The 24,060-nt window shown below is 70.2% G+C and carries 19 protein-coding genes; 9 read left to right on the forward strand and 10 right to left on the reverse strand.

The genetic code is table 11. From position 1 onward, the window contains the following. Positions 1-281 precede the first annotated feature (281 nt). Together QMG86_RS07315 and QMG86_RS07320 are read left to right on the forward strand one after the other, a co-directional pair. On the forward strand, positions 282-1,475 hold the full coding sequence (locus QMG86_RS07315) for a glycosyltransferase family 4 protein (protein ID WP_281880816.1): 1,194 nt from the start codon (positions 282-284) through the stop codon (positions 1,473-1,475). A gap of 2 nt (positions 1,476-1,477) precedes the next feature. Beyond that, positions 1,478-3,607, forward strand: coding sequence for an amylo-alpha-1,6-glucosidase (locus tag QMG86_RS07320; protein ID WP_434085552.1), 2,130 nt, complete (start codon positions 1,478-1,480; stop codon positions 3,605-3,607). Between the two features lie 337 nt (positions 3,608-3,944). Here the strand turns inward: QMG86_RS07320 and QMG86_RS07325 are convergent, their stop codons facing one another. The 7 genes from QMG86_RS07325 to QMG86_RS07355 form a co-directional block, all read right to left on the reverse strand. Continuing rightward, complete coding sequence (locus QMG86_RS07325; protein WP_281878477.1) at positions 3,945-4,400, reverse strand: DUF350 domain-containing protein; 456 nt, start codon at positions 4,398-4,400, stop codon at positions 3,945-3,947. A 64-nt stretch (positions 4,401-4,464) separates the two neighbouring features. Continuing rightward, positions 4,465-5,628, reverse strand: a complete 1,164-nt coding sequence (locus tag QMG86_RS07330) for a glutathionylspermidine synthase family protein (protein WP_281878478.1) — start codon at positions 5,626-5,628, stop codon at positions 4,465-4,467. Then, positions 5,629-6,447 carry a hypothetical protein gene (locus QMG86_RS07335; RefSeq protein ID WP_281878479.1) on the reverse strand — a complete coding sequence of 273 codons (819 nt, stop codon included), beginning with the start codon at positions 6,445-6,447 and terminating at the stop codon, positions 5,629-5,631. Positions 6,448-6,478: 31 nt separating this feature from the next. Next, a complete protein-coding gene (locus QMG86_RS07340) occupies positions 6,479-6,757 on the reverse strand; it encodes an acylphosphatase (protein WP_159838716.1) in 279 nt (92 codons plus the stop codon). Next, positions 6,757-7,218, reverse strand: coding sequence for an OsmC family protein (locus QMG86_RS07345; RefSeq protein ID WP_281878480.1), 462 nt, complete (start codon positions 7,216-7,218; stop codon positions 6,757-6,759). Before QMG86_RS07345 ends, QMG86_RS07340 begins: the two co-directional genes overlap by 1 nt. 101 nt (positions 7,219-7,319) lie before the next feature. Beyond that, positions 7,320-8,027, reverse strand: coding sequence for a response regulator (locus tag QMG86_RS07350; protein ID WP_281878481.1), 708 nt, complete (start codon positions 8,025-8,027; stop codon positions 7,320-7,322). Between the two features lie 28 nt (positions 8,028-8,055). Next, on the reverse strand, positions 8,056-10,602 hold the full coding sequence (locus QMG86_RS07355; protein WP_281878482.1) for a sensor histidine kinase: 2,547 nt from the start codon (positions 10,600-10,602) through the stop codon (positions 8,056-8,058). Between the two features lie 471 nt (positions 10,603-11,073). On the opposite strand from QMG86_RS07355, the gene QMG86_RS07360 reads away from it, so the two are divergent. From QMG86_RS07360 to QMG86_RS07380, 5 genes are all read left to right on the forward strand, one after another. Next, positions 11,074-11,175, forward strand: a complete 102-nt coding sequence (locus QMG86_RS07360) for a potassium-transporting ATPase (protein WP_195083923.1) — start codon at positions 11,074-11,076, stop codon at positions 11,173-11,175. Beyond that, on the forward strand, positions 11,172-11,258 hold the full coding sequence (kdpF, locus tag QMG86_RS07365) for a K(+)-transporting ATPase subunit F (protein WP_281880820.1): 87 nt from the start codon (positions 11,172-11,174) through the stop codon (positions 11,256-11,258). The genes QMG86_RS07360 and kdpF overlap by 4 nt, the downstream gene beginning before the upstream one ends. Beyond that, positions 11,259-12,929 (forward strand): potassium-transporting ATPase subunit KdpA, encoded by a 1,671-nt coding sequence (kdpA, locus tag QMG86_RS07370; protein ID WP_281878483.1) that lies wholly within the window; start codon positions 11,259-11,261, stop codon positions 12,927-12,929. It abuts the gene before it with no gap. 100 nt (positions 12,930-13,029) lie between these two features. Next, on the forward strand, positions 13,030-15,087 hold the full coding sequence (gene kdpB, locus QMG86_RS07375) for a potassium-transporting ATPase subunit KdpB (RefSeq protein ID WP_281880822.1): 2,058 nt from the start codon (positions 13,030-13,032) through the stop codon (positions 15,085-15,087). 1 nt (position 15,088) lies between these two features. Next, on the forward strand, positions 15,089-15,958 hold the full coding sequence (locus QMG86_RS07380) for a potassium-transporting ATPase subunit C (protein WP_281878484.1): 870 nt from the start codon (positions 15,089-15,091) through the stop codon (positions 15,956-15,958). Positions 15,959-15,990: 32 nt separating this feature from the next. Here the strand turns inward: QMG86_RS07380 and QMG86_RS07385 are convergent, their stop codons facing one another. After that, positions 15,991-16,620 (reverse strand): MBL fold metallo-hydrolase, encoded by a 630-nt coding sequence (locus QMG86_RS07385; protein ID WP_434085675.1) that lies wholly within the window; start codon positions 16,618-16,620, stop codon positions 15,991-15,993. After that, entirely contained in the window at positions 16,614-17,699 is a 1,086-nt protein-coding gene (locus QMG86_RS07390; protein WP_281878488.1) for an S-(hydroxymethyl)mycothiol dehydrogenase, read from the reverse strand. The genes QMG86_RS07385 and QMG86_RS07390 overlap by 7 nt, the downstream gene beginning before the upstream one ends. Before the next feature lie 224 nt (positions 17,700-17,923). On the opposite strand from QMG86_RS07390, the gene QMG86_RS07395 reads away from it, so the two are divergent. Further along, a complete protein-coding gene (locus QMG86_RS07395; RefSeq protein ID WP_281878491.1) occupies positions 17,924-18,349 on the forward strand; it encodes a DUF1707 SHOCT-like domain-containing protein in 426 nt (141 codons plus the stop codon). A gap of 52 nt (positions 18,350-18,401) precedes the next feature. Here QMG86_RS07395 and QMG86_RS07400 read toward each other — a convergent pair whose 3' ends face one another. Beyond that, positions 18,402-20,006 carry a hypothetical protein gene (locus QMG86_RS07400; RefSeq protein WP_281878493.1) on the reverse strand — a complete coding sequence of 535 codons (1,605 nt, stop codon included), beginning with the start codon at positions 20,004-20,006 and terminating at the stop codon, positions 18,402-18,404. A 432-nt stretch (positions 20,007-20,438) separates the two neighbouring features. On the opposite strand from QMG86_RS07400, the gene smc reads away from it, so the two are divergent. Beyond that, entirely contained in the window at positions 20,439-24,050 is a 3,612-nt protein-coding gene (smc, locus tag QMG86_RS07405) for a chromosome segregation protein SMC (RefSeq protein WP_281878494.1), read from the forward strand. Positions 24,051-24,060: the final 10 nt, after the last annotated feature.

The following is a 24,060-nucleotide window of genomic DNA, read 5'->3' on the forward strand; positions in this document are numbered from 1 at the left end:
CGCGATTTTTCCCGAACTGTTTGGTTTGAAGATCCCCGTCTGAGGTACCTCCCTCTCGGCCCCCCTGCTCATGCCGACGGCGTGACCAGGCCAACCAAGCCCCATGGACGGCGGTGCAGCTAGGTCTTCACCCCCGCCGCGGCGGCCACTTAGTTCAGTTCGGCGCCCGGTACTCCGAGTGCTGGGTGAATGCGAGTGAGTGCTATTTGGTTGTCCCTGGAAGGAGGGTCATGAGCGCGCTTTCCGTGCCGATTTCCGCGCAGGCGTCGTCCGATCTGGAGATGCCGTCGTGCGACTACTTGTCGACAGACCGTTCCAGCGGCCCGTTTCGCATCGCGATGGTCGTGCCGCCGTACTTCGACGTGCCGCCCAAGGCGTACGGCGGCGTCGAGGCCGTGGTGGCCGATCTGGTCGACGCGTTGGTGGCCCGTGGCCACGACGTCACGCTGCTGGGCGCGGGGGAGCCGGGGACGAAGGCGAAGTTCGTGCCGGTGTGGGAGCGGGCGCTGCCCGAGCGGCTCGGAGAGCCGTTCCCCGAGGTCGTGCACGCGCTGCGGGTGCGCCGCGCCATCGAGGAGCTGGTGGCCACCTCGGGTATCGATCTGGTGCACGACCACACCTTCGCGGGCCCGCTCAACGCGACCGTCTTCCAGAACATGGGCTTGCCGACGGTGCTCACCGTGCACGGGCCGGTCGAGGACGACATCTACCGCTACTACCAGGATCTGGGCGACGAAGTGGCGCTGGTGGCGATCAGCGACCGCCAGCGCGAACTGGCGCCGGGTCTGAATTGGTCCGGGCGCGTGCACAACGCGCTGCACGTCGACGACTGGCCGTTCCGGGTGGAGAAGGACGACTACGCGCTGTTCCTCGGCCGGTTCAACGAGTGCAAGGCGCCGCACCTCGCGCTGGAGGCCGCGCACGCCGCCGGGATCCCGCTCGTGCTGGCGGGCAAGTGCAGCGAGCGTCCGGAGCAGGCCTATTTCGAGGCCAAGGTGCGGCCGCTGTTGACGGAAAACGATCACGTGTTCGGTCTCGCCGACGCGGCGGCCAAGCGTAAGCTGCTTGCGAATGCGCGTTGCCTGTTGTTCCCAATCCGCTGGGAGGAACCGTTCGGCATGGTGATGATCGAATCCATGGTCTGTGGCACGCCGGTGGTCGCGCTGCGCGGCGGGGCGGTGTCCGAGGTGATCGTCGACGGCGTGACCGGCCGCATCTGCGAGGATCCCGCCGAGTTGCCCGCGGCCATCGAGGAGGTCAGGAGCATCGATCCGTACGCGTGCCGAGCCCACGTGCAGGCGAATTTCGGCTCCGACACGCTCGGCTTCGGTTACGAGCAGGTGTATCGCCGGGTGTTGCGTTCCAAGAAGCGGTTCGGCGCCGCGCCGGTGGACCTCGCGGCGCCTGCTGCCGCGCCGCTCGACGACGCCCCGGCGCCCGGCGCCGCGCCGATCCGGATCGCGGCGAGCGGATAGGCGTGACCGATTCCGCACCGTTGAGCCCCGCCCCCCTGAACTCCGGTGAGCCGACCGGGTTCGGGGGGTGCGGTTCGGTGACCCTGGTCGAAGGCGGCACGTTCTGCCTGTCCAATCGGCTCGGTGACGTCGAACCGGGCAAGCCGCACGGATTGTTCTTCCGGGACGCGCGCGTGCTGTCCCGCTGGGAGTTGCTGGTGAACGGCAAGCCCGCCGAGTCGCTTTCGGTGCTCAGTCCGGAGGCGTTCGCCGCCAGGTTCGTGTTGCGCAGGCCCCCGCAAGCGGGCCTGGCCGACAGCACGCTGCTGGTGGTGCGCGAACGGATCGTGGCCGACGGCATGCACGAGCTGATCACGTTGGAGAACATGGGCCGCGAACCCACCGCGGTGCTGCTGGAACTGCATGTGGATGCCGACTTCGTCGATCTCTTCGCGGTGAAGGAGGGCCGCGCGGGGCACGCGCGGGCCGACGTGACGGTCGCCGACGGCGAACTCGTGCTGCACGATCACGCCGACCGCAGCCGGGGGATCTCGATCTCGGCGACCGTGGAACCGGAAGTTCTCCCGGGTTCGCTGCTGTGGCGGGTGATCGTGCCGGTCGGCGAATGCTGGCAGACCGAGATCATCGCGCAGCCGACGGTGGGCAATCAGCGCTTCCAAGCGATCTCGCCGGGCGAGCACTACGGGGTCAGCGCGCCGGGCCGCAAGATCGAGGCGTGGCGTGACACCGCCACCGACATCGCCGCGTCCGACCCGGCGCTCACCCGGGTGCTGCGCCGCACCGAAAGCGATTTGGGCGCGTTGCAGATGCACGACGAATCCGGCGATGCCCGGCCGTTCGTCGCCGCGGGCGCGCCGTGGTTCATGACCCTGTTCGGGCGCGACAGCCTGCTCACCGCGTGGATGGCGCTGCCGCTGGAGGTCGATCTGGCGCTGGGCACGTTGCAGCAGCTGGCGGAACTGCAAGGCCAGGACGTCAACCCGCTCACCGAAGAGGAACCAGGACGCATCATGCACGAGATGCGCCGCGGCCCGGCTGGCGGGCAGGTCTTCGGCGGCAACATCTACTACGGGACCGCCGACGCCACACCGCTGTTCGTGATGCTGCTCGCCGAATGCCATCGCTGGGGCGCCGACCCGGAGGCGATCCGGCAGATGCTGCCCGCCGCCGACGCCGCGCTGCGCTGGATCACCGACTACGGCGACCGGGACGGGGACGGCTTCGTCGAGTACCGCCGCGCCACCGACCGCGGCCTGATCAACCAGGGCTGGAAGGACAGCTTCGACGGAATCAACGACGCCACCGGCCATATCGCCGAGGCGCCCATCGCGCTGTGCGAGGTACAGGGTTACGTGCACGCCGCGATGCTGGCCAGGGCCGAGCTGGCCGAGGCGTTCGACGACCCGCGGCTGGCCGGCCTGCTGCGCGAACGCGCCGCGGAGTTGCGCGTCAAGTTCGCCGAGCAGTTCTGGCTGCCCGACCGCGGCTGGTACGCCGTGGCGCTGGACGGCGGTAAGCGTCAGGTCGACGCGCTGACCAGCAACGTCGCGCATTGCCTCTGGTCGGGCATCGCCACCGACGAGCACGCGGCGGAAGTCGTGGCGCGCCTGGCCGGTCCGGAGATGGACTCCGGCTTCGGACTGCGCACTTTGGCGTCGAACATGGGCGCCTACAACCCGATGAGCTATCACTGCGGCTCGGTGTGGCCGCACGACACGGCGATCGCGGTGGCGGGCCTGCTGCGCTACCGGCACGTGCCCGGCGCGGTCGAGCTGGCGACGCGGCTGGCCACCGGTCTGCTGGACGCGGCGGCGGTGTTCGACGGGCGCCTGCCGGAGTTGTTCTGCGGCTTTCCCCGGTCGCGATTCGCCACGCCGGTGCCGTACCCGACCTCCTGTTCGCCGCAGGCGTGGGCGAGCGCGGCGCCGCTGCTGCTGGTGCGCGCCTTCCTCGGACTCGACCCCGACGCGCCGACCCGGACGCTCAGCGTCCGGCCGCAGCTGCCGGCGCGGTGGGGGAAGGTCTCGCTGCGCGCATTGCGGCTCGGCGCGACCACTGTCGACCTGGAGGCCGAGGGCGCGCAGATCACCGCGGCGCGCCTGCCCGACGACTGGCGGCTGGTGACCAGATGAGGCGCACCGGTTGCCGCGAGGCACGAGCGGGTATGCCTCCAGCGTAAGGATATTGGCAAGCCCTTCTCGCACTGATCCGCAGCACGGGAGGTGCACGATGCAGACATCACTGGATACGCAAGACCTGTGGCGGGCCCGATACCGGGACTGTTCCGCCGAGCCGTCGACAGATCTCGACATGGATCGCGCATTGTTTATCCGCAGCGTGCACGCCGGTCACGGCCCCGAGTGCCGCCAGTACCTCGCTGCGGCCGCGTATTGTCTCGACCACGGGGACGAGCACTGACCCGACGGCACCGCGGCGACGTAGCGCACTTCCCGCCCGTCGAGGTTCCGGTTACAGAATCGCGAAGGCGACGACCAGCCCGAGCGCGAAATGCGCGGCCGCCACCACGAGCACCTCGGTGGTGTAGGTGTCGGCGTGCAGCGCGGCGCCGATATCGATGCCGAGCGCACGCTCGATGACGCGCACCGAGATGACCTGGGCGACAATGCCGACCAGGCCGAACACCAGCGCGGCGATCAGACCCTCGGACAGCTTGCCACCGCCGCCGACGGCGAAGATGGCGAGCACGACGATGAACGCCATGCTGATCATGCCCGCCGCGGTGACGATGATGGCGTTCGGCTTGCCCGTCACCACCAGCTTGCGCAACTTGCCCGGCGTGGTCAGGTCGATGGCGTAGAAGCCGACGAGCATGAGTACCAAGCCGACGAGGGCGTAGAGGATGATCGCTCCCACACCCTCGCCCAGCGAACTCCAGTACCCCGATTCCAGGGCGACTGCGGTCATCTTGATCCTTCCGAGACGGGTTGGCGTACGGCCGAGACGGATTCGTGTTCGACGGTGGCGATGCTCAATCGGTGATGCGGTGCGGGACGAAGGCCGAGCCGTCGTCGGTGATCAGTCCCGCGGTCTCGCGGATGCCGAGGCCCGCCGCGGCGTCGCCGACGATCCACGCGCCGAGCACCGGGCGCATGTCGTCGAATTCCGGTAGCGGGTCGAGCAGCTGGTACACGTAGCCTTCCTCGCCGTAGACACCGCCGGTCGCGGTTTCCAGACCGGCGCCGACGATCGTCATGTTGGCGCCTTCGCGTCCCAGCTTCGGTTTGCGGATGTACTCGGTGAGCTCGTGCGGCGAGTCGAGGTAGGCGGGCAGCAGATTCGGGTGGCCGGGGTACATTTCCCACAGCACCGCCAGGATCGCCTTGTTGCTCAGCAGCGTCTTCCACAGCGGTTCGATCCACATGGTCTCCGGCAGGCTGTCCACGACGCGCTTGCCGAACTCGTCGTCGAGCACCCACTCCCATGGGTAGAGCTTGAAAATCGCCTCGATCGGGGCCTCCGCCAGATCCACGAAACGTTCCAGCTCCGAATCGAATCCGATTTCCTCGATCGGCAGCGCCACGGTGTCGAACCCGGCCTCGGCCGCGGTCTCCTGCATGTAGGCGGTGGTGACGTTGTCCTCGCCGGTGGCGTCCGCGCCCGACCAGCTGAAGTGCAGTTGCGCGGTGGGCAGCACGTCGCGCAGCTCACCCCACCGCTCGACCAGCTTCTCGTGCAACGAGTTCCACTGGTCGCCGCCCGGGTAGCGGTCGGTCAGCCAGTGCCACTGCACGATCGCCGCCTCCAGCAGCGAGGTGGGCGTGTCCGCGTTGTACTCCAGCAGTTTCGCCGGACGCCGCGCGTCGTAGCGCAGGTCGAAGCGCCCGTACACGTACGGGTCGGAGCGCCGCCAGGATTCCGCGATCGGGCCCCAGCTCCACTCGGGCAGGCCGAAATCGGCGTACCGTTCGGTGAGCACGATGTGCTCCACCGCGTTCAGGCACATCGAATGCAGGAGTTCGACGTCGGCCTCCAACGCGAGGATCTCCGACATCTCGAACTCGTAGTGCACCGACTCGTCCCAGTACGGGCGCGGCTGGCCGCTCGCGTCCCGGCCCGGGGACCCGTAGACCAGGCCCTGGCTTTCGATGGTCTGCTGCCAGCCCGCCCGGGGCGTATCCCGCACGCGTCGCATCTACGACCCTCCGCCGGTGCTCTTGCTGCCCAGGCCGCCGCGCTGGATCGTGGTGCCGCTTTTGGTCTTGATCTCGGCGCCTTTCGGTTTGATCGTGGTGCCGCCCGTCGGCGGTTTGCCTATGGTGCCCGTACCGCCGTAGTAGTAGCGGTACTGCGGGCCACCGCCGAGGATGATCAAGCCCGGGTTGACGCCGGTGTCGCTGATGAAGCCGGGACGGCCGTCGCCGCAGTACGAGTCGTCGACCACGATCTCCTGGCCGTTCTCGGTTCGCACGCACTGCGCCGTCACCCGGTCGGGCGCGGCCAGCGCGCGATAGGCCAGATAGCCGCCGCCGACCAGCGCGGCGACGCCGACGATGGCGACACCGCCGATCATGACTCGCTTGCGGGTGCGCTTTTTGGCTTCCTCGGCCCAGGCGGCCGCGCGCTGTTCCTCCTCGGCGCGCTTGCGGGCCTTCTCCCTCGCTCGCGCCTCGGCCACGGTGGGAGGACGGGGCCGGGTGACGCCTGCTTCCTGGCGCTGGATACTGCCGGGCCGCGGCGGAACGGAGGCTGCCGGACGTTCGCCGCCCGGGCCGCTCGCCTCTCCGGGCGACGGCACCGAAGCCCCCGTGGACCAGTCGTTGCCGGGCTTCTCGGCGTCACCGGGACCTGGCCGTTCGGTGGCCCGGGAGACTGGCGTGGACCGATCCTGTTCGTCGCCGGACGCGGGCGTGGCCGCACTGGCGGGCTGCTCGTCCTCGCTCGGGCGCTGCGGCCCGGACGGCCGCTCGGGCTCGTCCCGGCGCTCGTGCTCACCCGGATTCCGCGTGCTCACCGCTGCGCCCCCCTCGTCGCCCGAACCACCACTACCGCTCCTCGAAACCGGTCAAATCACCCCGCGCGGGCTCCCAGCTTTCCACAACCAACCTCACCTGACCAGGTGTATCGCCGGATCGCAAGTGGGCGAGCAACCGCTCGCACGCGGCTCGCGGCCCCTCGGCGACCACGTGCACGCGGCCGTCCCTGGCATTGGTGGCGTGCCCGACCAGGCCGAGTTCCAGCGCCCGCGACCGGGTCCACCAGCGGAAACCCACACCCTGGACCAGGCCGTGCACCCAGGCGCTCAACCGAACGGCCTCGTCCATCAGGCCTCGACGTCGAACGACAGCGTTACCTTCGATCCCGCCTTCAGCGTTCGTCCGACCGTGCAGACCTTGTCGATCGCGCGCTGCACGGTGACCAGCAACCGTTCGCGGGCCTCGTCGTCGAGTTCGCTGAGGTCGAGCTCGAACACTTCCTCCAGGTGCGGGTACACCTCGTTCTCCCGGTCGGCGTCGCCGGAGACGCGGATGGTCGCGTCGAAGTTGTCGCCGAGTTTGCGCGACAGCGGGAAGTCCGCGCTCAGGCCGGAGCAGGCGGCCAGCGCGATCTTCAGCAGCTCGCCGGGGGTGAACACACCGGGAACGCCCTGCGAACCGATCAGGACTTCGGCGCCACGGGAGCTGCGCCCGGTGTAGGCCCTGGTACCGGTGCGCTCGACCCACAGGGTGGTCGGTTCCGGCGCGCTCGGCGCCGCGGTGGCGGGTGTAGCGGTCTGTTCAGCCATGGGTTCGATCCTGCCATTGTCGTCGCAATCAACTCGCGCGCCTGGCAACGCCGCGCCAGGTCGCGCCATTCCGCGCGGTCGGCGGCCCGTGGCCGGGATTACTACTCCTGGAACCGGTAACCCATGCCCGCCTCGGTGAGCAGGTGCTTGGGGCGCGACGGATCGTCCTCCAGTTTGCGGCGCAATTGCGCCAGATAGACCCGCAGGTAGTGGGTCTCGGTGGCGTAGGAGGGGCCCCATACCTCGCGCAGCAGCTCACGCCGCCCGACCAGCTTGCCTCGGTTGCGCACCAGCATCTCGAGCATGCCCCACTCGGTGGGGGTCAGGTGCACGGTCTCGCCGCGCTTGGTGACCTTCTTGGCGGCCAGGTCGACGGTGAACGAGTCGGTGGTCACGACCGGCGCCGAGGCGTCGGGATCGGTGGCGCCGCGCCGGACCGCGGCGCGCAGCCGGGCCAGCAGCTCGTCCATGCCGAAGGGCTTGGTGACGTAGTCGTCGGCGCCCGCGTCCAGCGCTTCCACCTTGTCGGCGGAATCGGTCCGCGCCGACAGCACGATCACCGGCGCGGAGGTCCAGCCGCGCAATCCGGCGAGCACCTCGATGCCGTCCATGTCGGGCAGGCCGAGGTCGAGAATCACGACGTCCGGGTGCCGGTCGGCGGCCGCGCGCAGGGCCGCCCCGCCGGTCGCGGCGGTGATCACCTCGTAGCCGCGGACGGACAGATTGATCCGCAACGCGCGCACGATCTGCGGTTCGTCGTCGACCACGAGCACCTTCGTCGCCACCGCCTCGGACGTCTTCGGAACCACCGCAGCCTCCTGTGTCGTCACGGACACCTCACTCACCCGCGTTCGTCGTCTCGTGCGCCACGGCCCCGCCCGCGCCGTCGGCTTCCGGCGGCTCGCCGCCGGGCAAGTCGACCAGCATGGTCAATCCTCCCCCCGGGGTCGGCTCGGCATGCACCGTGCCGCCCATCGCTTCGACGAACCCACGCACCACCGACAGGCCGAGCCCGACGCCGGTGGTGTTGTCGCGGTCGCCCAGGCGTTGGAAGGGTTCGAACAGCTGTTCCTCGGTGCCGTGCGGGACACCGGGGCCGGTGTCGACGACGGCGATCGCCACCCGGTCGCCCGCGCGTTCCGCGGTGATCCGGACCGTGCCCGCGCGGGGCGCGTGCCGCAACGCGTTGTCGACGAGGTTCGCCAGCACGCGTTCCAGCAGGCCGCTGTCGGCGCGCACCGAGACGTCGCCCACCTCCACCCGGACCCGGTCCACCGCCGCGCGCCGCAGCCCCCGCGCGCCCATCCCGACGCTCACCAGTGCGCGGTGCACCGCCTCGTCCAGGTAGACCCGCCGCACCTGCGGGGTGACCACGCCGACCGCGAGCCGGGAGGAGTCGAGCAGATTGCCGACCAGCGCGGTGAGTTGATCCACCGATTCCTCGATCGTCTCCAGCAGTTCGGCGGTGTCCTCCGGGGAGAACTCGATGTCGTCGCTGCGCAGGCTGGACACCGCCGCTTTCGCCCCGGCCAGCGGGGTGCGCAGGTCGTGGCTGACCGCCGAGAGCAACGCCCGCCGCAGCCGGTCGGCCTCCAGCAGGGCCGCGGCGGCGCCGGCCTCCTCGGCCAGGCGCGCCTGCCGCACCAGCGCGACGGCCTGGTTGGTGACCGCGTTGAGCACCGGGCGGTCCGCCGCCGCCAGCGGGCGGCCGGACAACAGCAGCCAGTGGTGGGCGTCGCCCGCTTCCACCACGGTGTCGGCGTCGGAGGGCTGGCGCGGCGGGTCTGTGCCCACCTCGGCGAGCACTCGGTCGCCCGCTACCAAGCCGACCGCGCGCTGTGCGAAGACCTCCCTGATCTGTTCGAGCAGCCGGGGCAGATCCGCGCCGTGCAGGATCGCGCCGGAGAACATGGTCAGCAGCTCGGCCTGCCGGGACGCCTTGCGCGCCTGAGCGGTTCGCTTCGCGGCCAGATCGACCAGCGCCGCCACCGCGACGGCGACGATGAGCAGCACCACCACGGTGATGAAGCTGTTCGGCTCGGCGATGGTGAGGCTGTAGCGCGGCGGCGCGAAGAACCAGTTCAGCAACAGGCCCGACAGCAGCGCCGAGAACGACGCGGGCACGACGCCGCCGAGCAGCGCCACCGCCACTACGCCGACCACGAACACGGCGCTGATCCCGCCGAGATCCAGCACGTCGTCGAGGTAGGCGGCGCTGATCGCGCAGACCAGGGCCGGTACCAGAACGGCGGCGAGCCAGGCCGCCACGGGGCGGCGTGGATGCACAGCGGCGTACCGGAATCCGCGGTGGGCCTCCTCGTGCGTCACCATGTGCACGTCGATCTTGCCGGAGCGCTGCACCACCGTGGCGCCGATGCCCTCGTCGAAGACCCGCGCCCAGCGCGAGCGCCGTGAGGTGCCGAGTACGAGCTGGGTGGCGTTCGCCTCGCGGGCGAAGTCGAGCAGCGCGGTGGGCACGTCCGCCCCGGTGACGGTGTGCAGCGAAGCGTTCAGGCTCGCCGCCAGCTCGCGCAACCGCGCCAGCCGCTCGGTGGAGACCCCGGCCAGGCCGTCGCCGCGCACCACGTGCACGACCACCAGATCGGCGCTGGATTTGGTGGCGATCCGGCTCGCGCGCCGCACGATCGTCTCCGATTCGGGGCCGCCGGTCACCGCCACCACGACGCGTTCGCGCGCCTCCCACAATTCGGTGATCGCGTGGTCGGCCCGGTACCTGGCCAGCGCGGCGTCGACCTGGTCGGCCAGCCACAGCAGCGCCAGCTCGCGCAGGGCCGTGAGGTTTCCCGCGCGGAAATAGTTCCGCAGCGCCGCGTCGATCTTCTCGGCGGCGTACACGTTGCCGTGGGAAAGCCTGCGCCGCAACGCTTCCGGGGTGATGTCGACCAATTCCACCTGGTCCGCCCCGCGCACCACCGCGTCGGGCACGGTCTCGCGCTGCTGGATGCCGGTGATCTGCTCGACGACGTCGTTGAGGCTCTCCAAATGCTGCACGTTGACCGTGGAGATCACGTCGATACCCGCGTCGAGCAGCTCCGCCACGTCCTGCCAGCGCTTCTCGTGCTTGCTGCCGGGCGTGTTGGTGTGCGCCAGCTCGTCGACCAGCACCACCGCGGGCGCGCGCCGCAGCACCGCCTCGACGTCGAGTTCCGGGAACCTGCCGCCGCGATAGTCGATCATTTTCGGGGGTACGCGTTCGATGCCCTCGAGCAGTTGCGCGGTCTTCTCCCTGCCGTGCGTTTCGACCACCGCGGCCACCACGTCGCGACCGCGCTCCAGCCGCCGGTGCGCCTCGCCGAGCATGGCGTAGGTCTTGCCGACTCCCGGCGCGGCGCCGAGGTAGATACGCAGCTGCCCGCGTTTCACGCCTTCATCATCGCGCGTCGCGCTGCTCGGGCCGAGCACCCCTCGATCGTCACCGACTCCGTGTCACCGCCGCGCATCATCCGCCTCGATCACGACCGGTATCGGCCGCGGTGCCTGTTCGCGAACCCCGAACGCGCGGATGACCAGCGCGCAGCAGACGAATGCGACGACGACGATCATTGCCGACATTGTGATCCTCTCTTCCCTCCCCGGCTGGACGGCACCGGTCGCGCTGGAATCATCCCGCCCGGCCTGCTCTCCACTTACTACCGCCGCCAGACGGCCGGACCTCGATATTTACGGGGTGTTGACGGTCCGTCCGCGTTCCTTGACGCCATCCTTGCGGGCGGCGCGTGACCGTCAACGAACCGCAAATGCCGAGTATCGAGGCGTCAAGAAGTCGTCAGGAACCGACGGGACGCGCCATAGGCGCGCTTCACTCGCTCTGTCGCGCCGAAGCCCGGCGCGCGGATGGAGGTTGGTCGAGTTATGTCGGTCGTGGTGTTCACCGCGCTCACCGTGGCGGCGTTCGCGCTGCTGGGGTTGATCCAGCGCGGGGTGGAGAAGTTGTGACCGCGAATCTGGTCGGTCTGGTTCTCGCCGTCGGCACAGCGGTCTATCTGGTCGCGGCGCTGCTGTTTCCCGAGAGGTTCTGAGTGAGCACGACAACCGCGGGGATCGTCTTCGTGGCCTCTCTGATCCTTGCGCTCGCGCTGGTGCACGTGCCGCTGGGCGACTACATGTACCGGGTCTACGACGGACGCGAGCATTCGCGCGTCGAACGTCTCGTCTACCGCGCGATCGGAGCGCACCCCGAAGTCGAGCAGCCTTGGCCCGTGTACGCGCGCAGCGTGCTGGCCTTTTCGGCGGTCGGCATTCTCTTCCTGTTCTTCTTCCAGCTCGTACAGGGCCGGTTACCCCTGCACCTGAACGATCCGGGCACCGAGATGACGCCCGCGCTGGCCTGGAACACCGCGGTCAGTTTCGTCACCAACACCAACTGGCAGAACTACTCCGGTGAATCCACCCAGGGGCACCTGGTGCAGATGGCCGGGCTCGCGGTGCAGAACTTCGTCTCGGCGGCGGTGGGCATGGCGGTGGCCGTGGCGCTGGTACGCGGGTTCGCTCGCAGGCACACCGGCGATCTCGGCAACTTCTGGGTGGATCTGGTGCGCGGCACGCTGCGCATCCTGCTGCCGATCGCCTTCGTCTTCGCGCTCGTGCTGGTGGTGGGCGGTGTGATCCAGAATTTCCACTTGCACGACCAAGCGGCGCGGACGCTGAGCGGGACGCGGCAGACCATCACCGGCGGCCCGGTCGCCAGCCAAGAGGTGATCAAGGAACTCGGTACCAACGGCGGGGGCTTCTACAACGCCAACTCGTCGCACCCGTTCGAGAACCCGGCCACCTGGACCAACTGGGTGGAGATCTTCTTGCTGCTGGTGATCAGCTTCTCGCTGCCGCGCACCTTCGGCCGGATGGTGGGCAGCCGCAGGCAGGGCTACGCGATCGTCGCGGTGATGGGGACGATCGCACTGATCAGCGTCACGCTGACGAACCTGTTCCAGCTCCAGCACCACGGCACGGTGCCGACCGCGATCGGCGCATCGATGGAAGGCGTGGAACAGCGTTTCGGCGTGTCGAATTCGGCGACTTTCGCCGCCTCGACCACGCTGACCTCGACAGGCGCCGTCGACTCGTTCCACGACTCCTACACCAGCCTCGGCGGCCTGATGATGATGTTCAACATGCAGCTGGGCGAAGTCGCGCCCGGCGGCACCGGATCGGGGCTGTACGGCATGCTGATCCTGGCGGTGATCACGGTGTTCGTCGCCGGGTTGATGGTCGGCCGCACGCCGGAGTACCTCGGCAAGAAGATCACACCGCGCGAGATCAAGCTGGCCGCGTCGTATTTCCTGATCAGCCCGCTGATCGTGCTGGTCGGCACCGCCGCGGCCATGGCGATGCCAGGCCGGCGCGCGAGCATGCTGAATTCGGGGCCGCACGGTCTGTCGGAGGTGCTGTACGCCTTCACCTCGGCCGCCAACAACAACGGCTCCGCCTTCGCGGGACTGACCGGCAACACCGAGTGGTACAACACCGCGCTGGGCCTGGCCATGCTGTTCGGCCGTTTCCTGCCGATTATCTTCGTGCTCGCCCTGGCCGGTTCGCTGGCTCGGCAGGGCACCACTCCCGCGTCGATCGGCACGCTGCCGACACACCGGCCGCAGTTCGTCGGCATGGTCGTCGGCGTGACGGTGATCCTGGTCGCGCTCACCTTCCTGCCCGCGCTGGCGCTCGGGCCGCTCGCCGAAGGAATCCACTGACATGTCCAGTTCCGCAATCGATGACCTGGTCGCGGCGCGGGCCGAGTCCGATCGGCGGCGGCAGGCCAAGAGTGTCCCGAGCGGGGTTCTCGACCCCAAGATGCTGCTGACCTCGCTGCCGGACGCGGTGCGCAAGCTCGATCCGCGCACCCTGTGGCGCAACCCCGTGATGCTGATCGTCGAACTCGGCGCGGTGTGGTCGACCGTTCTCGCGCTGGTGGACCCGAGCTTCTTCGCCTGGGCGACCGTGGTGTGGCTGTGGCTCACCGTGCTCTTCGCCAACCTGGCCGAGGCCGTCGCGGAGGGGCGCGGCAAGGCGCAGGCCGACACCCTGCGCAAGGCGAAGACCGACACCGTCGCGCGGCGGCTGGTGGAGTGGTCGCCGGGCGCGCGGCCGGTCGAGGAACGCGTCGCCGCCACGGACCTGCGCCGCGGCGATCACGTCGTGGTCGAGGCCGGGCAGGTGATCCCGGGCGACGGCGACGTCGTGGAAGGCATCGCGTCGGTCGACGAGTCGGCGATCACCGGTGAATCCGCGCCGGTGATCCGCGAATCCGGCGGTGACCGCTCGGCCGTGACCGGCGGCACCACCGTGTTGTCGGACCGGATCGTCGTGCGGATCACCCAGGAACCCGGCCGCAGCTTCATCGACAGGATGATCGCGCTCGTGGAGGGCGCGAGCAGGCAGAAGACCCCGAACGAGACCGCGCTGAACATCCTGCTCGCGGCGCTGACGATCATCTTCGTCTTCGCGGTCGTCACGCTGCAGCCGATGGCGATCTTCAGCAAGGCGAACAACCCGGGCGTGCCGGACACCTCGGCGCTGGACGCGCACGGCGTCACCGGCATCGTGCTGGTCTCGCTGCTGGTGTGCCTGATCCCCACGACCATCGGCGCGTTGCTGTCGGCGATCGGCATCGCGGGCATGGACCGCCTGGTGCAGCGCAATGTGCTCGCCATGTCCGGTCGTGCCGTCGAGGCAGCCGGAGACGTGAACACCCTGCTGCTGGACAAGACCGGCACCATCACGCTCGGCAATCGTCAGGCCGCGGACTTCGTCCCGGTGCCCGGCGTGAGCACGGCGGAACTGGCCGACGCCGCACAGCTTTCCAGCTTGGCCGACGAGACGCCGGAGGGACGTTCCATCGTGGTCTACGCCAAACAGGCCTACGGTCTGCGGGAGCGGACGCCCGGCGAGCTGAGTCACGCGCGGTGGGTGGAGTTCACCGCGCAGACCCGGATGTCGGGCGTCGATGTCGAGGACCGCATGCTGCGTAAGGGCGCGGCGAGTGCGGTCACCGAATGGGTGCGGTCTCGGGGCGGTTCGGTGCCCGCTGAACTCGGCGCGACCGTCGACGGCATCTCCGCCGCGGGCGGCACGCCGCTGGTCGTCGGCCAGGTCGACGGCGACGGCGCCCGGGTGCTCGGCGTGATCCACCTCAAAGACGTGGTGAAGCAGGGCATGCGCGAGCGGTTCGACGAGATGCGCAGCATGGGCATCCGCACGGTGATGATCACTGGCGACAACCCGTTGACCGCTCAGGCGATCGCGGACGAAGCGGGTGTCGACGACTTCCTCGCCGAGGCGACGCCGGAGGACAAGCTGGCGCTGATCAAACGGGAACAGGAGGGCGGGCGGCTGGTCGCGATGACCGGCGACGGCACCAACGACGCGCCCGCGCTCGCGCAGGCCGACGTGGGCGTCGCGATGAACACCGGGACGTCGGCCGCCAAAGAGGCGGGCAACATGGTGGATCTGGACTCCGACCCGACCAAGCTGATCGAGATCGTCGAGATCGGCAAACAGTTGCTCATCACGCGCGGGGCGCTGACGACGTTCTCCATCGCCAACGACATCGCCAAGTACTTCGCGATCATTCCCGCGCTGTTCGTGCCGCTGTTCCCCGGTCTGGACCTGCTCAACGTCATGCGGCTGTCCAGCCCGCAGTCGGCGATCCTGTCCGCGGTGATCTTCAACGCCGTCGTCATCGTGGCGTTGATCCCGCTGGCTTTGCGCGGCGTGCGTTACCGGCCGTCGAACGCGTCGAAGTTGCTCAGCCGCAACCTGACCGTCTACGGGCTCGGCGGCATCATCGCGCCGTTCCTCGGCATCAAACTCATCGACCTCGTGGTCCAGTTCCTTCCCGGGATGTCCTGATATGCGCCTTTCAACCTGGATCCGGCAGCATCTCGCCGCCCTGCGCGCATTGCTCGCGCTCACGGCGATCACCGGAATCGTGTATCCCCTGGCGGTTTTCGCGGCAGCCCAGCTCCCCGGCCTGCACGAGAAGGCGGACGGGTCGCTGGTCGAGGTGAACGGAACGACCGTAGGTTCCAGCCTGATCGGGCAATCGTTCACCGCCGCCGACGGTGCGGCTCTGGTGCAGTACTTCCAGAGCCGTCCCTCGGCCGCCGGTGACGGCTACGACCCGATGTCCACCGCCGCGAGCAATCTCGGACCGGAGGACATCGTCGACACACCGGCACGCGCGAGCCTGCTCACCACGGTGTGTGCCCGCAGCAAGGAGGTCGGCGACCGTGAGGGGGTCGACGGCAGCCGTCCGTTCTGCACGAAAGACGGTGTGGGCGCGGTGCTCTCGGTACTCGGACCGCGCGACCGCGATGGCGGCGTCGCGCATCCGGTGCGGGTGGTCAGCGTCAACGAGGCGTGCCCGGCGCGGCCGTTCGTCGCCGCCTACCGCGGCGTCCGGGTCGACTGCGCCGAACCGGGACAGGATTACTCCGCCGGGCGTGTCGTCCCGATCCGGGGCGACGCGCCCGCCGATCCGGCGGTGCCGGCCGATGCTGTCGCCGCGAGCGGGAGTGGACTGGACCCGAACATCTCTCCGGAGTACGCGGCCATCCAGGTTTCCCGCGTCGCGAAGGCGCGCGGGGTTTCCGAAGACCAGGTCCGGGCCCTGGTGGACGAGCACACCAGCGGCCGGACGCTGGGATTCCTCGGTGAGCCGCGCGTGGACGTCCTCCAGGTGAATCTGGATCTGGATCGCCGGTACGCCTACCGCGGGTGAACGCGGGCGGTGCCGTGTGCCGCCCGCGGCGGTCAGTGGCCGCGCGCGATCCAGTCGGCGAGGAAGGGTTTCTCCGCGCCGATGGTGGTGGAATCGCCGTGCCCGGTATGGACCGTGGTCTCCTCCGGGAGCGTCAGCAGGCGTTCGCGAATCGACTCGATGATCGTGCCGAAATCGGAGAACGAGCGGCCGGTCGCGCCGGGCCCACCGGCGAACAACGTGTCGCCGGTGAACACGACCTTCGCGTCGGGCAGATGCAGTGCGACCGATCCGGGGGAGTGGCCGGGCGTGTGCAGCACCTGGATCTCGCTGTCCGCCACGGCGATCCGCGCACCGTCCGCGAGCGGCCGGTACTCGGCTTCCGGATGGGTCATGCGCCACAGCGGCTCGTCCCCAGGATGCAACAGGATCGGGGCGTTCAGCCGCTCGGCCAGCTCGGGAGCGACCGTCACGTGATCGTTGTGCCCGTGGGTGCACACGATCGCGCGGACCGTACGCCCGGCGACCGCCGCGACGATCGGGTCGGCGTCGTGGGCGGCGTCGATGACGACCACCTCGTCGTCGCCGCCGACCAACCAGATGTTGTTGTCCACCGCCCAGGTGCCGCCGTCGAGACAGAAGTCGCCGGAAGTGACGACGCGGTCGATGCGGGCGGTCACCAGACCACCACCGAGCGCAGCACGTCGCCGGCGTGCATCTTGGCGAAGGCCCCCTCCACCTGGTCGAGGCCGATGCGTTCGGTGACGAAGCGGTCCAGCGGCAGCCGTCCCTGGCGGTGCAGGTCGATCAGGGTGGGGAAGTCGCGTTCCGGCAGACAGTCGCCGTACCACGAGGACTTCAGCGCGCCGCCGCGGGAGAACAGGTCCAGCAGCGGCATCTCGATGGTCATCTCCGGCGTCGGCACGCCGACGAGAACCACCGTGCCCGCCAGGTCGCGGCCGTAGAACGCCTGCTTCCAGGTCTCCGGCCGCCCGACGGCGTCGATGACGACGTCGGCGCCCCACCCGTCGGTGTACTCCTGGATCTTCTCGGCCACGTCCTCGGTGGTGGCGTCGACCGTGTGAGTGGCGCCGAAGTCGATGGCCCAGCGCAGTTTCCGGGCGTCGCGGTCGACCGCGATGATGGTCTTCGCCCCGGCCAGCCGGGCCCCGGCGATGGCCGCGTCGCCGACGCCGCCGCAGCCGATCACCGCGACGCTGTCGCCGATCGAGACGTTGCCGGTGTGCAGCGCCGCGCCGATGCCCGCCATCACGCCGCAGCCGAGCAGGCCCGCCACCGCGGGGTCGGCGGCCGGATCCACCTTGGTGCACTGGCCCTCGTGCACGACGGTCTTGTCGACGAACGCGCCGATGCCCAGCGCGGGTGCCAGCTCGGTTCCGTCGGCGAGCGTCATCTTCGCGCTCGCGTTGCGACTGTCGAAGCAGTACCAGGGACGGCCCCGTTTGCACGCCCGGCACTCGCCGCAGACCGCGCGCCAGTTGAGGATCACGTAGTCGCCTTCCGCCACGTGGGTGACCGCGGCGCCGACGGTCTCCACCACACCGGCGGCCTCGTGGCCGAGCAGGAACGGGAAGTCGTCGGTGATCCCGCCGTCGCGATAGTGCAGATCGGTGTGGCAGACACCGCACGCCTGCACCCGCACCACCACGTCGTGCGGGCCCGGATCGGGGATCACGACCTCGGTGATCTCCACCGGTGCGCCCTTGCTGCGGGCCACGACCCCGCGGACGGTCTCCGACACCTGTGCCTCCTGAGCGAGTTCGTCGGGACGCGGATCCGGCCGCTCGGCGGATCCGCGAGCTGAACACCTGTCCATACAGCTGTTCCTGATGGAACCCTACCGCCGGATGGCGCCGAGGCGCGCGTTTCGAGCGGGAATCGGCCCGGAGGTTGACATTCCACTTTGGAGGGTTATGATGGAGTCATATTCCACTATGGAGGGTGGAACCGTCGATAGGACCAAGCATGGACATCTCCACCGGCACCCGCGCCTCGAATGCCGAACGCGACGCCGTGGTGCGCCTGCTCGGCAGGCATATGGCAGACGGGCGGCTGGATCTGCCCGAATACGACCAGCGCGTCGCCCAGGTGTACGCCACCACCGATCGCGAGGACCTGCGCTCGGTGCTGTCCGATCTGCCCGACCTCGGCAAGGACGCCGCCGCACCGGCTGCCGCGCGCCCGCGCATCCCGATCTGGCAGCGGATCGAAGGCAGCACCTGGCTCGGCGTGAGCCTGCTGGTGCTCGTCATCTGGGGCGCGATCTCGCTGAGCGTCGGCGCGTTCACTTACTTCTGGCCGATCTGGGTGATCGGCCCGTGGGGCGCGGTCCTCGCGTTCCGCATGGTGGCCGGCTTCGAGAACGGCCGTTTCACCCAACGGATGAGCTGAGCTTCGCTGCGCTGCCACCCGGTTCGCCGGGTAGCAGCGCCGTTTTCCTCCCCTACCAGCCGCGCCGGGAGGACTCGTGCGAGGTTTCGTAGCGTGATCGCTGATCGCCGCGGTGGCGGCGGCCGGGCGGCGGTTGGTCGTAGGTCCGTTCCGGGCCTCGATCGAAGGGGCCGTCGGAGGGCTCGTGCCGCTCTCGTCGCCTGGTCTTGGGCTCGAGTTCCGTGGGCGTCTGCGGGTTCCCCCTGCGCCCGGTCTGCCGACCCGTTCGCGGCTGCCGGACCTCCGCGTCGTCGTATTCGTCCGGCTGTCCGCCGGCATGGCGCGGGTCGTCGGCGGGCGCTTGATGCCGACGTCTCGGCAGATCAGGACGGCCCGGCGTAGGACGGGCGATCGGGTCCGCTCCGCCGGTCCGGGGGGATCGATGGCCCTGCCGAGCGGGTTCGGGCTCGTCGCGGTGGCGGCGCGCGGGCGAAGCGTAGTCGTCGGACGAGCGGGTCTGTCGTGCGGCGGGCCGGGGAGCGTCCCCGCGAACTCGATCGGCATCGTGACGCCAAGACTGCGAATCGTCCCCTCTGCGCTGGGCGGAGCGCCTTTCGCCCCGCGCGGGCGTTGGTTCGGCGGATCCTTGCCGGCGGGCTCGGGCGTCCACGGCTTCGGTGGGCGTGCGCGCGGCGCCGGACGCGTCGCGCGACGGCTTCCGGGGGGACCTGCCCGCACGGGGTGGCTGCGGGGGACGCCCCGGCTGGAGCACGGGGAGTTCGCGGGTTTCCTGTGTGGCGCTGACGCCCTTCTCCCGATAGGTCGCGGGAATGTCGTGCGCGCGCAACCACGCGCCGGGGTCGTGGCGGGCTCCGGCGTCGAGCCAGGGGATGGTCTCCTCGAGCAGGTCGAGGAGATCGCCGGGCCCGTCGCCGAGTGCGACGCGGATGGCGGGGAATGTGTCTGGCTGGAACGTCCACTTCCACTCGGATCGTGGCGGTGCGCCACTGTGCCCGCGGCCGTGCACGACGAGGTCGCCGGAGCGGGAGATCTTGGCCCGCACCGTTCGCCTGCTCGACTCGATCACGAGTTCGCCCGTCTCGGTGCGAGTGACCTGTTCCATCTCGTCGTGGTCGCCGGGGTCGCTGTCGTCGTCGTGGTCGACGCGGCGCAGCCATTTCGTCATCGCGCCCAGCGGGAACAGTGGCTGCGGTTCGTCCGAGCTACCGGTTCGGGTGATCCGCAATGTCCGCGCTATCCCGGCAACGAAATCGCCGCGCCCGGGTTCGGGCACGTCGTCGTCCTCGGGGTCGGTCACGGGCGCGGGCCGCGCGCCGACGCCGCTGGGCGGGGGTCGTCGGCCGGTGCCGTACGCCGGGTCGGCCGAGCGCCCGGCTCGACCGCGAAAATTCCCAGAACTGGGAGTTTCGTCCTCGTCCTGGTCGTCCCACGGCGGGTCGGCGTCCTGCTCCAGCGCCCGCAGCTTGATCTCGAACCACGCCGCGGCCAGGGCGCCCGCCGCGAGGGCGGCCGCGACCGCCACCTCCACCCGCACATCGCTGAGCAGAGCGCTCTTGCTGCGCTCACAGGCGTGCAGGAACACCAGGCTGCCGAGAACCAGCCCCGTGATCCGGGCAAGGCGGAACCGCGTGCTTGTCCCTGGCGAAGGGGCCGACATCGTGGTGCGCTCCCGAACGTTCCGCTGGCGAATCAGAGGGATCGTATGTGGCCGGAGCGCGCGACGTCAGTGCCAGTTCGAGACCGCCCGGAATCGGCGGACCAGCGAGCCGGGAGCGGGTGGCCGATCGACCGAGCGCGCGGGCGCTTTCCGCGCCGCGGCGCGTCCCGCGCCGGGCCGGCGCAACCGACGTGACCGGGTGCGGCCGACACGGCCGGGAGCCGCGTCGGCAAACCTCGGGCACATCGAAATGCGCGCGAACCGGCGGCGAGTCGATAACCTACGGATGTCGCCGAACCGCCACTCGGCCGCGTGCGCCGTCGGGGCCGGGAAACGCCCGGCACGCGACGGATACCATGACTGGTCGCCGGGATGCGCTGCCTCGACCACGCGGAACGGCCGACCGGGCAGAACACGGAAAGGTCGTCGAACTTGCACCTGAAGAGCCTGACGTTGAAGGGCTTCAAATCCTTCGCGTCCGCGACGACGTTGCGGTTGGAGCCCGGCATCACGTGTGTGGTCGGTCCGAACGGATCGGGCAAATCGAACGTCGTCGACGCGCTCACCTGGGTGATGGGCGAGCAGGGCGCGAAGGCGCTGCGCGGCGGCAAGATGCAGGACGTGATCTTCGCGGGCACCGCCGGACGCGCACCGCTCGGCCGCGCCGAGGTCACGCTGACCATCGACAATTCCGACGGCGCGCTGCCGATCGACTACGCCGAGGTGTCCATCACCCGGCGCATGTTCCGCGACGGCGCGGGCGAATACGAGATCAACGGCAACTCCTGCCGCTTGATGGACGTGCAGGAGCTGCTCAGCGACTCGGGCATCGGCCGGGAGATGCACGTCATCGTCGGGCAGGGTCAGCTGTCGGCCATCCTCGAGTCGCGCCCGGAGGACCGGCGCGCGTTCGTCGAGGAGGCCGCCGGTGTGCTCAAGCACCGCAAACGCAAGGAGAAGGCGGTCCGCAAGCTGGAGGCCATGCAGGCCAACCTGGCCCGGCTGACCGACCTCACCACCGAATTGCGCCGCCAGCTCAAACCGCTCGGCAGGCAGGCCGAAGTGGCCCGCAGGGCGCAGACCGTGCAGGCCGATCTGCGCGACGCCCGGCTGCGCCTGGCGGCCGACGACCTGGTCACCCGCCGCGCGGAACTCGCGAGCCAGCAGAGCAAGGAGGCGTACGCGCGCGAGCAGCAGATCACCGTGCAGACCGAGCTGGACGCGGCCAACGCGGCGCTGGCGCAGCAGGAATTCCAGCTGTCGCGGCTGACGCCGAGCGCCGAGGCCGCCGCCCAGATCTGGTTCCAGCTCTCGGCGCTGGCCGAGCGGGTCAACGCGACCATCCGGATCGCGGGCGACCGGGCGCGGCACCTGGACGCTGCCGCTCCGGTCAGCACCGGCCGCGATCCCGAGCAGCTCGAGGCCGAGGCCGACCGCGTCGAAGCCGAGGAAGCCGAGCTGCGCGAGGCGGTCGAGATGGCCGCCGAGACCCTGGAAGCGGCCAGGGACCAGCTGGCCGAACGTGAACACGCCGCCAAGGCCGCCGAGCAGGCGCATCTGGCCGCCGTGCGGGCGATCGCCGACCGGCGCGAGGGCGTGGCCCGGTTGTCCGGCAAGGTCGACACGCTGCGGGCCAGGGCGCAGTCGGTGGACGCGGAGATCGCGCGCCTGTCGGTCGCCATCGCCGACGCCCGCCACCGCGGCGAGGCGGCGCAGACCGAATTCGACACGGTGCAGGACGAACTGGCCGAACTCGACGCGGGCGAGGCGGGGCTCGACGCCCAGCACGAGCACGCCGTGCAGGCCCTCGAACTGGCCGATCAGCGCGTCACCGAACTGCGTGAGCAGGACCGCGAGGCAAGCAAGCGGGTCGCGTCGCTGAGCGCGCGCATCGAGGCGCTGGGGATGAACCTGGCCCGCCGCGACGGTGTGGCCTGGCTGGTGGAGCACCGCGAACAGGGATTGCTCGGACCGCTGTCGGGCCTGCTGCGCGTGCACGCGGGCTTCGAGGCGGCGGTCGCGGCCGCGCTGGGCCCGCTGGCCGACGCCGTCGCCGCCGATACCGGCGAGTCCGCGCACGCCGCGATCGAAGCGCTCAAGGACGCCGACGGTGGCCGCGCCGCCGTGGTCTTCGGCACCGACAGCGGCGAGCCGCCGAAGCCGGGCGCCTTGCCCGGCGGCGCCCGCTGGCTGGTCGACGTGGTGGAGTGCCCCGACCCGGTGCGCGGCGCGATCGCGGCGCTGACCTCGGGAACCGCCGTGGCCGACGACCTGCCGTCCGCCCGCGCGCTGGTCGCGGCGCGGCCCGAGCTGCGTGTGGTCACCCGCGACGGCGATCTCGCCGGAAACGGCTGGCTGCTCGGTGGTTCGGATCGCGCGCCCAGCCAGCTGGAGATCCAGGCCGACATCGATGCCGCCCGGGCCGAACTGGTCGCCGCGCAGCGCCGCGCCGAGGAACTCGAGGCCGCGCTGTCCGGCGCGCTCGAGGAACAGTCCGACCGCAAGGACGCCGTCGACCAGGCGCTGCTCGCGCTGCACGAATCCGATCAGGCGCTGGTCGCGATCTACGAACGGCTGGGCAGGCTCGGCCAGACCGCCCGCACTGCGCACGCGGAGAGCGAACGGCTCCTCGGCCAGCGCGACGACGCGGAGGCCGGCCGGGAAGAGGCGCTGGCCTCGCTGGCCGAGCTGGAGGATCGCCTGCGGCACGCGGAGCTCGAACAATCCGAGGTGGACGCCGACGGTGCGGGCGCGGCGGGCACCGAATCCGCGGGCCGCGCACGCGAGGAGGCGGCGGCCGCGCTGGCCGAGGCGCGCGCGATGGAGGTCGAGGCCAGGCTTGCCGTGCGCACCGCCGAGGAACGAGCGGAATCCGTACGCGGCAAGGCGGATTCGCTACGCCGCGCCGCGCGCGCCGAACGGGAGAACCGGGCGCGGGCCGAACGCGCCCAGGCCGCGCGCAAGAAGGCGGCGGAGGTGGCCGCCGCGGTCGCCGAATCCGGTGCGAAGATCGCCGCCGAGCTGGAGCGCGTCGTCGGGGAGGCGGGCGCTCGGCGCGACGAACTGGTGCGCAGGCGCTCGGAGTGCGCCGCACAGGTCGAGCAGGTCAAGGAGCGGGTGCGCGCGCTCACCGCGCAGCTGTCCCAGCTCACCGACGCGGTGCACCGGGACGAGGTGGCGAAAGCCCAAGCCGCGCTGCGCATCGAGCAACTGGAGGCGACCATCGCCGAGCAGTTCGGCATCGCTCTGGACGACCTGATCGCCGAATACGGGCCGGATGTGCCGCTGCCGCCCTCGGCGCTGGAGATGCAGGAGTACGAGCAGGCCAAGGAGCGGGGCGAGCAGGTCAGCGAGCCCGCCCCGATGCCGTACGACCGGCAGACCCAGGAGCGCCGTGCCAAGCGCGCGGAGAAGGACCTCGCCACCCTGGGCAAGGTGAATCCCTTGGCGCTGGAGGAATTCGCGGCGCTGGAGGAGCGCTACAACTTCCTCGCCACCCAACTGGAGGACGTCAAGAGCGCGCGCAAGGATCTCCTGGACGTGGTCGCCGAGGTCGATGCCCGCATCCTCCAGGTGTTCACCGAGGCATACGCCGATGTGGAGCGCGAGTTCGTCGAGGTGTTCGCGAAGCTGTTCCCCGGTGGCGAGGGCAGGCTGCTGCTCACCGACCCCTCGGACATGCTCACCACCGGCATCGAGGTGGAGGCCCGGCCGCCGGGCAAGAAGGTCAAGCGGCTGTCCCTGCTGTCCGGCGGCGAGAAGTCGCTGACCGCGGTCGCGTTGCTGGTGGCGATCTTCCGCGCCCGGCCCTCGCCGTTCTATGTGATGGACGAGGTCGAGGCGGCGCTGGACGACACCAACCTGCGCCGCCTGATCGGCCTGTTCGAGCAGTTGCGGGAGAAGAGCCAGCTGATCGTCATCACCCACCAGAAGCCGACGATGGAGATCGCCGACGCGCTCTACGGCGTCAGCATGCGCGGCGACGGCATCACCCAGGTGATCTCTCAGCGGCTGCGCGGGGAGAACCTGGCCCCGGTGGGCTGAGCCGCCACAC

The organism is Nocardia sputorum, assembly GCF_027924405.1.
GTDB lineage: Bacteria > Actinomycetota > Actinomycetes > Mycobacteriales > Mycobacteriaceae > Nocardia > Nocardia sputorum.